The sequence below is a fragment of the Bacillus cereus group sp. BfR-BA-01360 genome, from assembly GCF_022663595.1.
GTDB lineage: Bacteria > Bacillota > Bacilli > Bacillales > Bacillaceae_G > Bacillus_A > Bacillus_A cytotoxicus.
The window spans coordinates 1-14,172 of the sequence record NZ_JAKUFV010000009.1 but is presented as its reverse complement, the minus strand read 5'-3'; the positions used below and the strand labels follow the sequence as shown (position 1 = coordinate 14,172).

Sequence of the window (14,172 nt, the reverse complement as noted above, 5' to 3'; positions counted from 1 at the left end):
GAGTCGGAATGCTTTTCTTCGCTAGCTAATTAGTTTTTTGTAACGTTAGCAGCTTGTGGTCCACGGTTACCTTCAACGATTTCGAAAGATACTTCTTGACCTTCTTCTAAAGTTTTGAAGCCTTCGCTTTGGATCGCTGAGAAGTGAACGAATACATCGTCTCCACCTTCAACTTCGATAAAACCGAAACCTTTTTCGCTGTTAAACCATTTAACTTTACCAGTTTGCATGTTCATGTACCTCCTAATTAAAAATGAAACTATGAATCCACATGAAAAGGTGGATATAAAGGACATGAATGCATAACAAGCGTAAAGCTAGAATTCCACGTGCTTTATTTCCGTACCACATTATGTAGCTCAATAGTGATTTCACTATATCACGCTATACCGAAAACGTCAAATGACAACACTTTCATTCTCAAACTTTTTTCTACATTACGCAGCAGATTGCTCCGTGCGCATATGTATTTTCTGTAAACTCCCAATTTTTATTATCGCCTTATTTTTTTGTGCAATAGTACTATCCATTACAGAGGTGAAAAGAATGAGGTCTCATGAAATTGAGTATAAACTATACGGCGATGATATGCAGTTTGTAGCAATTGAATTAGCTCCAAAAAAAGCGTCATTGCAAAAGCTAGTGCAATGATAATGCTGAAAGATCATATTGAAATGGAAACAATTTTCGGTGATGGTTCCGGTCCTTCTCCCGGTTTATTCGACAAACTAATGGGCGCTAGTAAACGTCTTATTGCAGGAGAAAGCATGTTCATGACTGTATTTACCAATACTGGTCATGGTAAGCGTCACGTATCATTTGCTGCACTATATTCGGAAAAAATTGTCCCTGTCGATTTAACAGAATATCAAGGAAAAATAATTTGTCAAAAAGATGCGTTTCTTTGTGCAGCGAAAGGCGTTTCCATCGGAATTGAGTTTACAAAAAACTAGGAAGCGGTTTCTTCAGTGGTGAAGGTTTCCTCATGCAAAAACTTGAAGGTGATGGCCTAGCTTTCATGCATGCAAGAGGTACGATCTATAAGCGAGAGTTACAGCCTGGCAAAAGATTACGTATTGATACAGGTTGCCTTGTTGCAATGACAAAAGATATTCATTATGATATTGAATTTGTTGGTAACGTAAAAACAGCACTATTTGGTGGAGAAGGTCTATTCTTCACAACACTAGAAGGCCCAGGAACAGTTTGGATTCAATCCTTAACACTTAGCCGCTTAACAGGACGAATTGAAAGCCCTGCAGTTCAAACTAGCGGTGAAGGTAGCGTTTTAAGTGGAATAGGACGACTTTTAGATGGAAAAAAGTAAACATAAGAGCCCGATTAGTGAGGGGTCATAGTCAGTGGGATAAAAAAAACACACTGATGAAAGTTTCACCTTACCTTAAAGCACGCAAAGAATGATTTACCTCTCCCACTCATATATTGAATTATACTTCTTCTTAAGGAGGGCTTCTTACATGCGAGCTCCTTTATCCTTCGACAAAGATACTGCTATATTGTTAGCCTCTTGCTGTGAGCTAGCATATGAGCAATATAAATATAATGGCATTTTCAAAATACCTGACGGGTTTCAATATGTACAAGGCATTCAAGCGAAAGCGCTTCAAACGACAGAATGGTTCGGCTTCATAATAGAATCTGAGGATACGATTATCGTGGCATTCCGAGGGACACAAACAGAAACAGATTGGATTACAGACTCACTTGTCCATCAAAAACCATATCCCTATGCACTAAATAGTGGAAATGTTCATCATGGTTTCTTGTCTACTTATGAATCTTGCCGCGATACTATTATGGATATGCTTGTTTCCTTACCGGCACATAAAAAACTTCTCGCTACAGGGCATAGTCTAGGAGCAGCACTTGCTACACTACACATATTAGATGCGCGCATGAACACCGCTTTTTCCCAGTATGGTCTCTATAGCTTTGCCTCACCAAAAGTTGGTGATATGGCTTTTCGCAACTACTATAAATTACAAGTGGCTAGCAGCTTTCGATTCGTAAATTTATTTGATGTAGTCCCTCTTCTTCCCCCACGAAAAGTACATTTTAATGAACAAGATTGGGAATATACACATGTTCATCACAATATGACATTTACTAAAAATACAAAATCTATTACACATAATCACTCTATCACGACATACAAAACTTGTCTGACTTCTCATTTCTAACTAGGTGATAATTGGAAATGAGAAGTCAGTATATTATAATAATATATGCAACTACTTTGGGATGAGGGGATTACGCATGGTTAAATATTTCTTCGCACTTTTTCTAATCTTCATTTTTGTTGTTACAGGTTTCTTTACATTCTCATATTTTGCTACAGAGGAATATAGTGGTACTGGTATATTATATTCCATAGTAAACAATACAAAACCAGCTTTGTAACTCTAAAGCTGGTTTTATTTATCATTTATAAGAACGAGTCAAACGATTAAAATGCACTTAAATAGTAAAGTACAAGTATCATACACTTCTTATGATTGTTTTACTTGATCTCCTATTCCCCAAATCTCTTTACTATACTGTAAAATGGTACGATCACTTGCAAAATGTCCTGATTGTGCAATATTCATAATCGACATTTCAAGCCATTTTCTTCTATTTTCATACGCTTTTCCAACCTCTTCTTGTCTTTCAGCATACGGGCTAAAATCACGAAGAACAAAATATTCATCATTTTGGATGATAAGAGAGTCGTAAATCACTTCGAACTCTGCTCCAGCTTTTGCAAAGAAGCCATTTGTTAACTGATCAACTACCTTTTTAATATGCCTGTTATGATGATAATAATCGTTCGCACGATATCCACCATTTTGGTAATAATGAAGTACCTCTTCTGCTGTTAACCCAAAAATAAAGCACGCCTCATCACCAACACGATCTCTTATCTCAATGTTGGCACCATCTAATGTTCCGATTGTAATCGCACCATTCATCATAAACTTCATATTTCCTGTTCCTGATGCTTCTTTACTCGCCGTAGAAATTTGTTCACTTACATCTGCTGCTGGAAATATGTCTTCTGCTAAGGAAACCCGATAGTTTTCTAGAAAAATAACTTTCATATATTGACTAACATAAGGGTCATCATTTACTTTTCTAGCAAGTTCATTTATTAATTTAATAATCTTTTTTGCATAGTAATAACCTGGTGATGCTTTTGCTCCAAATATAAATGTGCGCGGATAAAATGAAAAACTAGAATCTTCCTTTAAACGATTATATAGATATAAAATATGTAATACGTTTAAAAGCTGCCTTTTATATGCGTGTAATCGTTTCACTTGCACATCAAAAATAGAATGTGGATCAATAAGAATCCCCATTTTATTTTGAATACGTTCTGCCAAAATATTTTTACGCTTCTGCTTAACCGCATGTAATTTTTCTTGAAAAACAGTATTATTTTTAAAGCTTTGTAATGCTTCTAACCGAATCGGTTCTTTTTTCCATCCTGTTCCAATCACTTCTGAAATAAGGGTAGTCAGCTCTGGATTTGCTTTCATAAGCCAGCGCCGATGTGTAATCCCATTTGTCTTATTATTAAACTTCTCTGGATAAAATTCATAAAACAAACGCATTTCACGCCGTTTTAAAATTTCCGTATGAATTTTAGCTACACCGTTTATACTATAACTTCCAACAATCGCCAAATGAGCCATCTTGACAAGATCATGCGCAATAATCGCCATATCTTCAATCCGCTTCCATTCATATGGATATCGCTCCCAAAGCTCGTGACAAAAACGCTCATTAATTTCTTCAATAATCATATAAATCCGTGGTAATAGTGGCTTAAAAATATGAACGGGCCATTTCTCAAGCGCCTCTGATAATGTAGTATGATTTGTATAAGAAATAGTATGTGTTGTAATATACCATGCCTCTTCCCAAGAAAGCTTCTCCTCATCTAACAATATACGCATAAGCTCTGGAATTGCTAAAACGGGATGCGTATCATTAATATGAATTGCAATTTTTTCATGCAAATTCTGGAGCGTTCCATTGCGTTCCCTATGCATACGAATAATGTTTTGTAAACTTGCTGATACTAAAAAATATTGCTGTTTCAACCGTAATATTTTTCCCTCATCATGAGTATCATCGGGATATAAAAATTCTGAGACAACCTCAGTATCACGCTTATACTTTAAAACATCTTTACAATGTTGTGGAAACGGAACTGGCTCTGCATTCCAAAGCCGCAGTGTATTTACTGTATCCGTTTCATACCCTACGACTGGAACATCGTAAGGAACAGCCATAATCACTTCAGCACCTGTATGTCGAAACTCGAGACGACCATTTTGTTCTATCGGCTCTACATGTCCAAAATAACTCACTTCTACCGCTTGATCATACCTTCTCACTTCCCACACATTCTCATGAAGAAGCCATTGTTCTGGTAATTCCACTTGATAACCATCAACAATTTTTTGATCAAATAAACCATGCTTATACCTGATGCCACATCCATGTCCTGGAAGATTTAACGATGCTAATGAATCAAGAAAACAAGCGGCAAGGCGTCCTAATCCTCCATTTCCTAACCCTGCATCTGCTTCGCTTTCCTCTAACTCCTTTAATGAAATACCAAGTTCCTTAAGTCCTTGTTCACATATATTACGGATACCTAGATTAAGCATATTACTTCCAAGTAAGCGTCCAAGAAGAAATTCAATGGACAAATAGTACACTTGCTTTTGATTTGCTGTTCGATATTTTTCATTCGTCGCAATCCATTGCTGATTCATATACTCACGTACCATGTGACCAAGTGTATTATATTGATCTCGACTTGTAGACTCTTTGAAACTTTTTCCGTACATCGTTTCTAGTTTTTCTAAAAACGCTGCCTTAAAGCTTTCCACATGAGTAAACATGTTTTCACCACCTAAGAAAGTTTCAGCAAACGATTATATAAATCCTTATAGGCAAGAGCTGATGTTTTCCAGCTATGGTCTTCTGTCATCGCTTGCTTAACAAGCTGATTCCATACTGCTGGATCCTCGTAGTACCGCAGTGCACGCCTCACTGTATACAACATGTCATGTGCATTAAAGTTTGTAAACGTGAAACCATTCCCAGATTTCGTCTCCACATGATACGACTTTACAGTATCATTTAATCCCCCCGTCTCCCGTACAATTGGAATAACACCATATGCCAATGCAATAAGTTGTCCAAGTCCACATGGTTCGAATAACGAAGGCATTAAAAATAAATCACTGCCTGCATATACTTGATGTGCTAATTCTTCATTAAATCCGATATACACCTTTACCTTTTCTGAATATTCATACGCCATCCACTCAAAAAATTGCTCATATTCTGAATCTCCTGACCCTAAAATAATACACTGCACATCTTCTTGCATGATTTCTTGAAAAACAGCGCGTACTAAATCCAGACCTTTTTGCTTTGTCAGCCGTGTTACCATTGAAATAATCGGTGTATTCTCTTTTTCTGGTAAACCGAAATAATGCTGTAATGCCCATTTATTTTCCCGTTTGGCATATAAAGTATCCACATCATATGTGGCTGTAATATAAGAATCTAGACGTGGATTATATACACTCGTATCAATTCCATTTACAATGCCGCTTAATTTATCATTATATTTACGCAATAAACCATCTAACTTTTCACCAAAAAATTCATATTGAATCTCTTCCTTATACGTCGAACTAACTGTTGTAATATGGTCCGCTGCAATAATGCCGCCTTTCATAAAATTAATATTCCCATAAAACTCAAGCTGTTCACTATTGAAATATTCATCACCAAGCTCTAATAAATCATGTATCACTTCCCGCGGAAACACCCCTTGGAATTGTAAGTTATGAATGGTATACACTGTTTTGATTTTTTCATATAACGGGTTATCTTTATATTTTTCATGAAGTAAAAAATTGACCATCGCAGTATGCCAATCATGACTATGAATAAGATCTACTTCAAAATCAAGATATGGAATACTTTCTAATATGGCTTTTGAAAAGAAAGAAAATCGCTCTCCATCATCGTAATGTCCATAGAGAGAATCTCTTTTAAAATAGTATTCGTTATCGATTAAATAATACGTAATCCCGTCTTGTTCCCCTTTTAAAATACCGCAATATTGATTTCGCCATCCAAGCGGCACATGAATCACTTTATGAAGTTTGAAAGATTCTCGTAAGTTTGCAGGGATGAGACTATAATTTGGAAGCATAATCCGAACATTTACTCCAAGCTTCTTTAATTCTTTTGGGAGCGCCCCTGCAACATCTGCTAATCCTCCCGATTTAATAAACGGTACACATTCTGATACTGCAAATAAAATATTCACGTGTTATCCACTGCCAAAAAGCATCTATTGATTTCGCCCTTCTAGCAGCTTCCTCCCTTCACATTTTCATTCCATTCTTTATGAGCAAGTAAATCCCTATTTCATAGGGATTTACTTGCCAGACTATTTACGAATAGCTCTTCATTGTTTGACTTCTTATTTGTCCCTTCTCCACAACAAGTGGAGAACCAGACGCCCCTGTTAATATTACACCATCCTCGATTTTAACATCCTTATCGATAATAACCCCATCTAATATACAGTTATCTCCAATCTGACTCTTTTGCATAATAATACTATTACGAATGATTGAACCTTTTCCAATCTTTACAGAACGAAATACGACACTATTCGTAATTTCTCCTTCAATCATACTGCCATTTGCAATCATTGTATTTTTCACTTTCGCTCCCTTTAAATACCGTGTTGGCGGTTCATCTTTTACTTTCGTAAAGATTGGAGCCTCCTTTGTGAATAATTGTTTCCAAATAGCAGGCTGTAAAATTTCTAAACTATGTTTATAATAACTTTCAATTGAATCAATGATCGCGACATATCCGGTATGCTCATATGTGGCTATATATAATGATTTTCCTCGTTTCTCTTTCACTACATCAAATAAACTATAATGTTCTTTACCTTTATATGTCTCAAATAAATCTACTAATAGCTGTTTCTTCAGCACGTAAGTTTGCAAAGAAATACCTTCGTGGCATACTTCAGTAATATCTGCCCCTATATGTATATGCCTCTTTAACACTGCTTGAAAATTGAAAGACGTAACAAGATGACTATTTGTAATCACCACATATTCTTGTCTACTGCGCAGAAAATAATCAATATGTCTCCGAAAATGTGCAAAAGACCCAAATTCCTCTTGATCACATTGGCAATTCGGGGGAAATAAAAATAGGCCGTCACGTTTTCTATCTAAATCCCATTGTTTCCCTGATCCGAGATGATCCATTAAGGAACGATTTTTATGACTTGTAAAAATCGCTACACTATGGATATGGGAATGAACCATATTAGAAAGCATAAAATCAATCAGACGATAACGTCCTCCAAACGGTAATGCTGCAAGCGAACGATGTCCTGTCACATTCCTTAAAGAAGGAAAACTTCCTGTTGCATTAATAATTCCTAACATTGTTTCTCCCATCCATCTCATCCCCTTATCTATATTCCTTCTGCAATCAATACAACATCGTCGGTATTTTTCTCTGATCGAATCACCTCTCCATCTTCAATGACCATACCGGGCCCAACAATTGCTTTTTCAATGACAACATTTTTACCGATATGAGCCCCGGGCATCACAACTGAATCGATCACTTTACTTCCTTCATCTACTGTTACACCTTGAAAAAGCACAGAATGCCTCACTTCTCCCTCAATAATACATCCTTCATTAATCAGTGATTCTTCTACTTTGGCTGTCTCAGAAATGAACTGCGGTGGTTCATTTGGATTAACAGAATACACGCGCCATTCATGATCATTTAACTGTAATAAAGACTCATCACGAAGTAAGTCCATATTTGCTTCCCATAAGCTCTTTACTGTACCAACATCCTTCCAATATCCTTGAAATGGATACGCAATTAATTTTTTCCCTTCATCTAATAAAAGTGGCAGTACGTCTTTTCCGAAATCATTACTAGAGTCCGGGTTTCGTGCATCCATCTCTAAATACTCTTTTAAAATGGCCCAATTAAAAATATAAATACCCATTGAAGCTAAATTGCTTTTCGGAAATTGTGGTTTTTCTTCAAACTCGACAATTTCCATCTCTTCATTTGTATTCATAATACCGAAACGACTTGCTTCATCCCATGGCACTTCAATAACAGAAATCGAAACATCCGCTTCTTTCGCAATATGGTAATCTAGCATTTTGCTATAATCCATCTTATAAATATGATCCCCTGATAAAATCAAGACATATTCAGGATTATATTGCCGTAAAAAATTCATATTTTGATAAATGGCACTCGCTGTGCCCGTATACCATTTCACTCCAGACGCTTCTGCGTATGGAGGCAAAACCGTTACTCCGCCATTCACTCGATCTAAGTCCCATGCATTTCCAATCCCTATATAATTATGAAGCTCTAATGGTTGATATTGCGTCAAAATCCCCACTGTTTCAATTCCAGAGTTGGAGCAATTACTTAATGTAAAGTCAATAATTCTATACTTACCACCAAAAGGAACAGCTGGCTTCGCTAAGTTTTTTGTTAATGCACTTAAGCGACTACCTTTTCCTCCGGCTAGTAGCATTGCTACGCAATTCTGCTTTTTTACCATCTTGTTTTTTGCTCCCCTTTCTCATTTTCACTGGTCTTAAAATAGAGACGCCAAATGGTGGAATTGTAATTTCTACATGAGCAGTTTGATTATGATATGGCTGTGAAATGCTTTTTAAACGCTTTTTATTTATTTTTCCTGAACCACCATATGCTATCGCGTCACTATTTAAAATCTCGTTATAATATTGAAACTCTGGTACGCCAACCTTATACTTTTCGTACACAATGCTAGTAAAATTGCATATCACAATCAGAACATCATCTTCTCTATCTCCTTTACGAATAAACGAGAAAATACTTTGCTCTTTATTATCAGCATCAATCCATTGGAATCCTTCATGAGAATAATCGAGCTGCCAAAGTGGTTTAGAACGCTTATACAATGCTATGAGTTCTTTAAAGTAATCATGCATATGACGATGCATTTCAAATTCATGTAAATTCCAATCTAAATCTTCAAGATCTTTCCACTCATCAAATTGTCCAAATTCGCCTCCCATAAACAATAATTTCTTTCCTGGATGTGTAAAGAAATATCCATATAATAAACGAAGTTGTGCAAACTTCTCCCAATAGTTTCCTGGCATTTTGTTCAGCAATGATTTCTTTCCATGAACGACCTCATCATGTGAAAGAGGTAAAATAAAATTTTCTGAGTAAGCATATAATAAAGAAAATGTCATTTTTTCATGAATATATTTTCGATACTCTGGAGCACACTCCATATATTTCAAAACATCATTCATCCAACCCATATTCCACTTATAATTAAATCCTAATCCCCCTTCATAAGTTGGAGCAGTTACAAGAGGCCAAGCTGTTGAATCTTCAGCAGTCATTAGAAATTCGCCATCTTCTGCAAATACTGCTTCATTTAATTCACGCAAAAAAGAAACTGCATATTCATTACTCTGTGCTTTCCCCTCTTTCTCCCAATACAGCATATTCGCAACTGCATCAACACGAAAACCATCAATATGATAATATTTCATCCAAAATAGTGCATTTGAAATTAAAAAATTCCTTACCTCTCGCTTTCCTAAATCAAAGTTTGCCGTTCCCCAAACACGATTTTCTTGTACATCTAAATCTCTATATTCATAGGTTGGTGTTCCATCGAATAAATATAAGCCATGAGCATCTTTGCAAAAATGCCCTGGTACCCAATCTAAAATGACACCGATTCCATATTTATGACATTCATCGACAAAATACATAAAATCATGCGGCGTGCCGAAACGACTTGTCACTGCATAGTATCCCGTCCCTTGATATCCCCATGACCGATCATATGGATGCTCAACAAGCGGCATAATCTCAATATGAGTAAAATGATGATTTACCATATAAGGAATCAATTCCTCTGCCATTTCACGATATGAGTATAAAGAACCATCTTCTTTCTTTTTCCATGATCCAAAATGCAATTCATAAATTGCCATTGCTTCTTTATAAACTGACTTTTTTTTCTTTTTACGAAACCAATTTTTATCATTCCATTCGTATCCCTCTATATCCAAAATAACAGATGCCGTATTTGGTCTTACTTCTGCATATGTTGCATAAGGATCTGCTTTCAAAATCACTTCGCCATTGATGGTCTCAATAGCATATTTATATATTTCTTTTTCTTCTATTTGAGGAATAAATAGCGACCAAATCCCCGCTTCTGTCACTTTTTGCATCCTATGTTGCTTTTCATTCCATTCATTAAAATCTCCAACAACACTTAGATTTTTAGCACGAGGAGCCCATACAGTAAAACTTACACCATGCACTCCATTTTCTACTGCAAGATGTGCTCCAAATATTTGATAGCTCTCATAACATTTCTCTGTATGAAATTGTTCTAACCTTTCTTCTAAACAATGTATGGCACGCAATATGTTCACCTCACGAAGATGACAGAATTTTTCAATACATTCAACATTCGCTATAGGGATGAAATATCCTTGTTCCTTTTGAAATAAATATCCGTTTTTTCATAACATTTGAGAGAAAAAACATCACCTTATAAGGAAATATATCGAAATTTGACGAACATTTTCCGAAAACGCTTTAATGATTGAGAAGAAATGATTAGGATATATCGGCAATTTCAACAAATTGCGTCACTTCATTAACTATTAAAAAAAGAGTCCGCCCAAAAGTATAACTTTTGGGCGGACTCTTTTTTATCCTTCTCCAGCAAAAAGGGATATATTTTGGGGATATACAACAAGAACTAGAAAAGGAATTTATATAAAATTTAGAAGCAGGAAGCAGTTCCCCGCTTCTAAATCAGTTATTAACTATCTTATAATACTGGTGCCATTGTTTCTTTCAATACTTTTACAGAATGAGCGAATTTTGCTTTTTCTTCTTCATTCAACTCGAGCTCAACAATTTCACGTACACCTTGACGATTAATAATAGCAGGAACACCTACATAAGCATCTTTCTCACCATATTGGCCTTCAAGGTATGCAGATACAGTTAATACGCTGTTCTCGTTGTTTAAAATTGCTTTTGTTACACGAAGTAGTGACATACCGATTCCATAGTAAGTTGCGCCTTTACGCTCGATGATATGATAAGCAGCATCACGAACATTGACAAAGATATCTTCTAAATCTTTTTGGCTGTATTTTTCTTTGTTATCAGACATAATTTTTTCAATTTTTTGAACACCTATTGTCGCATGACTCCAAACTGGAAGTTCAGTATCACCATGTTCCCCAATGATATATGCATGAACATTGCGTGGATCCACATCGAAGTAATCACCCAACATGTAGCGGAAACGAGCAGAGTCAAGAGTTGTACCAGAACCAATTACACGCTCTTTTGGTAATCCAGATTCTTTCCAAGTTACATAAGTTAAAATATCAACTGGGTTAGTTGCGATTAAGAAAATCCCATCGAAACCAGTATCCATAATACTACGAACAATTTGCTTAAAGATTTTTGCATTTTTCTCCACTAAATCTAAACGAGTTTCACCTGGTTTTTGTGGTAATCCAGCTGTGATACAGACAATGTCAGCATCCTTACAATCTTCATAGCTACCTTTCCAAATCTTTGTTGGTGATGGAGCAAATGGTACCGCATGGCTTAAGTCCATCGCTTCTCCTTCTGCCTTTGCTTCATTCACATCTACAAGCACGAATTCTTCAGCTACACCTTGGTTAATCATGGAATAAGCGTAACTACAACCTACAGCTCCTGTTCCTACTAATACTACACGATTAATGCCTTTTTTCATTGTGAATTCCCCTCTCTATGACTAACATTTATTATTGTTGTTTTAATAATTAATTAAAGTACTAATTTAATGTTGTTTAACTTCCTTACACTCATATTGTAGCATAAGTAATTGTGAAAAAGTTCACAAATTATGACCTATTTGTGAACTTTTTCACACATAGTAGAAAGTTATACTATTACCCATGAAATCAATTCCATTTTTTCGATCTGCCTGCTAATTGTAAAAAAACAATTAGTATATACATATACTTCTTTTTCTCCTTACCTGCACGATCTCGATACCTTCCAAAGCTTATGTTCTTTATGGAATCCCTACTTGATATTCCATTTCTTCTCAATAGTCTGCAAGTAATTAGATTTGATACAATAAAAATGAGGTGAAATAATGAGGAATTCGTAAGAGAGCAAAACAATAACCATTCCTATTCTTTGGAGTATTTCTTTAATAATTGCTACATTGCTAATATTTTTTATAACAAGATTAAATCTATGGACCTTAATTATTTGATCCCGCTATTTCAGGGTAGTAAGACTCCCACCTCAAGATTCAGAGAGCAGCAAGGAAGATAGGTGGGAGTAGGGCTGCCCGTAACAGCCCGATTGGTGAGGGCCCATAATCAGCGAGGGATGAAGCCCCCCCACTGATTAAAGTTTTACTTTATTTTCTATAATCGATGTTGGATGTATCATCGCTTCACTCTTAGCAGTTAAAGCCAAAAAACTTAGCATAATGATCTTTTGTATGATATTAAGTAGTATATGTTTTATACTATTAACCATTATTATATTTTTACTATTTCAGAAACATGAAAAAAGAGATAGCATAATGCTATCTCTTTCATATGACCCGTACGGGATTCGAACCCGTGTTACCGCCGTGAAAGGGCGGTGTCTTAACCACTTGACCAACGGGCCAAATTTCTGGCAGAGAAGAAGGGATTCGAACCCTCGCGCCGCGTTAGCGACCTACTCCCTTAGCAGGGGAGCCCCTTGAGCCTCTTGGGTACTTCTCTATAATGGCTCCGCAGGTAGGACTCGAACCTACGACCGATCGGTTAACAGCCGATAGCTCTACCACTGAGCTACTGCGGAATAATGGTGGGCCTAAATGGACTTGAACCATCGACCTCACGCTTATCAGGCGTGCGCTCTAACCAGCTGAGCTATAGGCCCACAGAAGAAAAAGCGGGTGAAGAGAATCGAACTCTCGACCAGAGCTTGGAAGGCTCTTGTTTTACCACTAAACTACACCCGCATAAAATTGTAAATGGTGAGCCATGAAGGACTCGAACCTTCGACCCTCTGATTAAAAGTCAGATGCTCTACCAACTGAGCTAATGGCTCATTTTGAAAATGGTGCCGGCTAGAGGACTTGAACCCCCAACCTACTGATTACAAGTCAGTTGCTCTACCAATTGAGCTAAGCCGGCTTGCTATTTCAAAATGGTGGCTCGGGACGGAATCGAACCGCCGACACGAGGATTTTCAGTCCTCTGCTCTACCGACTGAGCTACCGAGCCTTTATATGATGGCGGTCCCGACCGGGGTCGAACCGGCGATCTCCTGCGTGACAGGCAGGCATGTTAACCACTACACCACGGGACCTTGGTTGCGGGGACAGGATTTGAACCTGCGACCTTCGGGTTATGAGCCCGACGAGCTACCAGACTGCTCCACCCCGCGATGATATATAATATGAAAATGGAGGAGGTAGAGGGATTCGAACCCCCGCGCGACTCTCGCCGCCTGTCGGTTTTCAAGACCGATCCCTTCAGCCAGACTTGGGTATACCTCCATATAATTTAATTTAAGTGGTGGACCTTGTAGGACTCGAACCTACGACCGGACGGTTATGAGCCGTCTGCTCTAACCAGCTGAGCTAAAGGTCCTTTATGGTAGCGGCGGAGGGGATCGAACCCCCGACCTCACGGGTATGAACCGTACGCTCTAGCCAGCTGAGCTACACCGCCATAAAACTCATATAAAGTGGAGCCTAGCGGGATCGAACCGCTGACCTCCTGCGTGCAAGGCAGGCGCTCTCCCAGCTGAGCTAAGGCCCCATGTTTTTTTAGTATCGGGAAGACAGGATTTGAACCTGCGACCCCCTGGTCCCAAACCAGGTGCTCTACCAAGCTGAGCCACTTCCCGAAAGAGAACGCGCCCGAGAGGAGTCGAACCCCTAACCTCTTGATCCGTAGTCAAACGCTCTATCCAATTGAGCTACGGGCGCATATGGTGCCGAGGGCG

Annotated in this window: 8 protein-coding genes, 16 tRNA genes and 1 pseudogene; 2 read left to right on the top strand and 23 right to left on the bottom strand. The window is 37.6% G+C overall.

The window, feature by feature from the left end; translation table 11 throughout:
- Positions 1-29: 29 nt before the first annotated feature.
- A complete protein-coding gene (gene cspD / locus MR056_RS10485) occupies positions 30-230 on the bottom strand; it encodes a cold-shock protein CspD (protein ID WP_012095952.1) in 201 nt (66 codons plus the stop codon).
- A 316-nt stretch (positions 231-546) separates the two neighbouring features.
- Between cspD and MR056_RS10480 the strand changes: the two are divergent.
- Positions 547-1,327 (top strand): annotated as a pseudogene (locus MR056_RS10480) (TIGR00266 family protein).
- A 151-nt stretch (positions 1,328-1,478) separates the two neighbouring features.
- On the top strand, positions 1,479-2,201 hold the full coding sequence (locus MR056_RS10475; RefSeq protein WP_048721586.1) for a lipase family protein: 723 nt from the start codon (positions 1,479-1,481) through the stop codon (positions 2,199-2,201).
- A 309-nt stretch (positions 2,202-2,510) separates the two neighbouring features.
- Here MR056_RS10475 and MR056_RS10470 read toward each other — a convergent pair whose 3' ends face one another.
- The 22 genes from MR056_RS10470 to MR056_RS10365 form a co-directional block, all read right to left on the bottom strand.
- On the bottom strand, positions 2,511-4,919 hold the full coding sequence (locus tag MR056_RS10470) for a glycogen/starch/alpha-glucan phosphorylase (RefSeq protein WP_048721583.1): 2,409 nt from the start codon (positions 4,917-4,919) through the stop codon (positions 2,511-2,513).
- Between the two features lie 11 nt (positions 4,920-4,930).
- Positions 4,931-6,367 (bottom strand): glycogen synthase GlgA, encoded by a 1,437-nt coding sequence (glgA, locus tag MR056_RS10465; RefSeq protein ID WP_048721580.1) that lies wholly within the window; start codon positions 6,365-6,367, stop codon positions 4,931-4,933.
- A gap of 127 nt (positions 6,368-6,494) precedes the next feature.
- Complete coding sequence (locus MR056_RS10460; protein WP_041810097.1) at positions 6,495-7,529, bottom strand: GlgC family sugar phosphate nucleotidyltransferase; 1,035 nt, start codon at positions 7,527-7,529, stop codon at positions 6,495-6,497.
- A gap of 17 nt (positions 7,530-7,546) precedes the next feature.
- Positions 7,547-8,677: a glucose-1-phosphate adenylyltransferase gene (locus MR056_RS10455; RefSeq protein WP_012095959.1), complete on the bottom strand. Its 1,131-nt coding sequence runs from the start codon at positions 8,675-8,677 to the stop codon at positions 7,547-7,549.
- A complete protein-coding gene (gene glgB / locus MR056_RS10450) occupies positions 8,625-10,562 on the bottom strand; it encodes a 1,4-alpha-glucan branching protein GlgB (protein ID WP_048721575.1) in 1,938 nt (645 codons plus the stop codon). Before glgB ends, MR056_RS10455 begins: the two co-directional genes overlap by 53 nt.
- A gap of 413 nt (positions 10,563-10,975) precedes the next feature.
- On the bottom strand, positions 10,976-11,923 hold the full coding sequence (locus MR056_RS10445) for an L-lactate dehydrogenase (protein ID WP_012095961.1): 948 nt from the start codon (positions 11,921-11,923) through the stop codon (positions 10,976-10,978).
- A gap of 845 nt (positions 11,924-12,768) precedes the next feature.
- A tRNA-Glu gene (locus tag MR056_RS10440) sits at positions 12,769-12,840 on the bottom strand.
- 7 nt (positions 12,841-12,847) lie between these two features.
- Positions 12,848-12,938, bottom strand: a tRNA-Ser gene (locus tag MR056_RS10435).
- 4 nt (positions 12,939-12,942) lie between these two features.
- Positions 12,943-13,017 (bottom strand) — tRNA-Asn (locus MR056_RS10430).
- A 4-nt stretch (positions 13,018-13,021) separates the two neighbouring features.
- A tRNA-Ile gene (locus tag MR056_RS10425) sits at positions 13,022-13,098 on the bottom strand.
- An 11-nt stretch (positions 13,099-13,109) separates the two neighbouring features.
- Positions 13,110-13,180: transfer RNA gene (locus MR056_RS10420), tRNA-Gly, on the bottom strand.
- 13 nt (positions 13,181-13,193) lie between these two features.
- Positions 13,194-13,269 (bottom strand) — tRNA-Lys (locus MR056_RS10415).
- A 10-nt stretch (positions 13,270-13,279) separates the two neighbouring features.
- Positions 13,280-13,355: transfer RNA gene (locus MR056_RS10410), tRNA-Thr, on the bottom strand.
- Between the two features lie 14 nt (positions 13,356-13,369).
- Positions 13,370-13,445: transfer RNA gene (locus tag MR056_RS10405), tRNA-Phe, on the bottom strand.
- Positions 13,446-13,454: 9 nt separating this feature from the next.
- Positions 13,455-13,530, bottom strand: a tRNA-Asp gene (locus MR056_RS10400).
- A gap of 1 nt (position 13,531) precedes the next feature.
- Positions 13,532-13,608 (bottom strand) — tRNA-Met (locus tag MR056_RS10395).
- Between the two features lie 19 nt (positions 13,609-13,627).
- Positions 13,628-13,720 (bottom strand) — tRNA-Ser (locus MR056_RS10390).
- A gap of 17 nt (positions 13,721-13,737) precedes the next feature.
- Positions 13,738-13,814, bottom strand: a tRNA-Ile gene (locus MR056_RS10385).
- A 4-nt stretch (positions 13,815-13,818) separates the two neighbouring features.
- Positions 13,819-13,895 (bottom strand) — tRNA-Met (locus tag MR056_RS10380).
- 17 nt (positions 13,896-13,912) lie between these two features.
- A tRNA-Ala gene (locus MR056_RS10375) sits at positions 13,913-13,985 on the bottom strand.
- Positions 13,986-13,999: 14 nt separating this feature from the next.
- Positions 14,000-14,073, bottom strand: a tRNA-Pro gene (locus tag MR056_RS10370).
- An 8-nt stretch (positions 14,074-14,081) separates the two neighbouring features.
- Positions 14,082-14,155: transfer RNA gene (locus MR056_RS10365), tRNA-Arg, on the bottom strand.
- Positions 14,156-14,172: the final 17 nt, after the last annotated feature.

What these genes read in the sequence shown, in the direction of transcription:
- cspD (WP_012095952.1), bottom strand. Translation starts at nt 230, where the DNA reads ATGCAAACTGGTAAAGTTAAATGGTTTAACAGCGAAAAAGGTTTCGGT.
- MR056_RS10475 (WP_048721586.1), top strand. Translation starts at nt 1,479, where the DNA reads ATGCGAGCTCCTTTATCCTTCGACAAAGATACTGCTATATTGTTAGCC.
- MR056_RS10470 (WP_048721583.1), bottom strand. Translation starts at nt 4,919, where the DNA reads ATGTTTACTCATGTGGAAAGCTTTAAGGCAGCGTTTTTAGAAAAACTA.
- MR056_RS10460 (WP_041810097.1), bottom strand. Translation starts at nt 7,529, where the DNA reads ATGGGAGAAACAATGTTAGGAATTATTAATGCAACAGGAAGTTTTCCT.
- MR056_RS10455 (WP_012095959.1), bottom strand. Translation starts at nt 8,677, where the DNA reads ATGGTAAAAAAGCAGAATTGCGTAGCAATGCTACTAGCCGGAGGAAAA.
- MR056_RS10445 (WP_012095961.1), bottom strand. Translation starts at nt 11,923, where the DNA reads ATGAAAAAAGGCATTAATCGTGTAGTATTAGTAGGAACAGGAGCTGTA.